This window comes from Microbacterium tumbae (assembly GCF_054780175.1).
Genome location: NZ_BAAGWV010000011.1, coordinates 1 through 640 on the forward strand (window position 1 = coordinate 1; position 640 = coordinate 640).

A 640-nucleotide genomic window follows, 5' to 3' on the forward strand; every position below is an offset into this window, starting at 1 on the left:
CGACGGCTCGGGCTTCACCGTGTACGTCTGCGCGGCGCCGTTCCCGAAGGTGACGTTGATGACCGCGGCACCTTTGTTCTTCCGGCCGGTCGCTGCCGCCGACATGCCTGCCGTGGCGACACCGGCAACGAGTCTGGTGGCGGTCCAGGCCTTGTGGGCGCCGGCGTTGACGAACTCGGCTGATCCGCCTTTGACGGGGCCGAGCGCGGTGACGCCCATCTTCGAGGACGGCCACATTTTCATCAGCGCCGCCATGTTCATGGTCGATTCGGCGGGGTGATCTCTCCGCCACTCTTTGAGTGCGGCCTTGTCGGCTTGGCGTTGCGCGGCGGCCTCGTCGCGCTGCTGCCGCTTCTCGGCTTTCGCCGCTTCCTTCTGTGCCGCCTTCTCCGGGTCTTTGTTGAAGAACACGGTGCCCCCCTGCCAGTAGTTCGGGAAGGCATCATGCCGCCGCGCGGGCGCCCAGCGGTGGCGGTGTGCCGGAGTTGTGACAGTTCAGCGCGGGTACCCCGGGGCCGAGCGCCGAGTAGCCCGTTTCCCGAATTCCGCCCCGCCTCCCCCGCGACCCCGGGCAGACTGCCGGTATGGCGCTTCGGTTCACGGTGCAGGGTGATGACGAGCAGGAGACGGCGGCCGGTCT

Annotated in this window: 1 protein-coding gene; it reads right to left on the minus strand. The window is 68.3% G+C overall.

Features of this window, described 5'->3' with window-relative positions; translation table 11 throughout:
• Positions 1 to 411: hypothetical protein (locus ACYVGQ_RS18725; RefSeq protein ID WP_460786201.1), on the minus strand; the 411-nt coding region annotated here is incomplete at its 3' end.
• Positions 412 to 640: the final 229 nt, after the last annotated feature.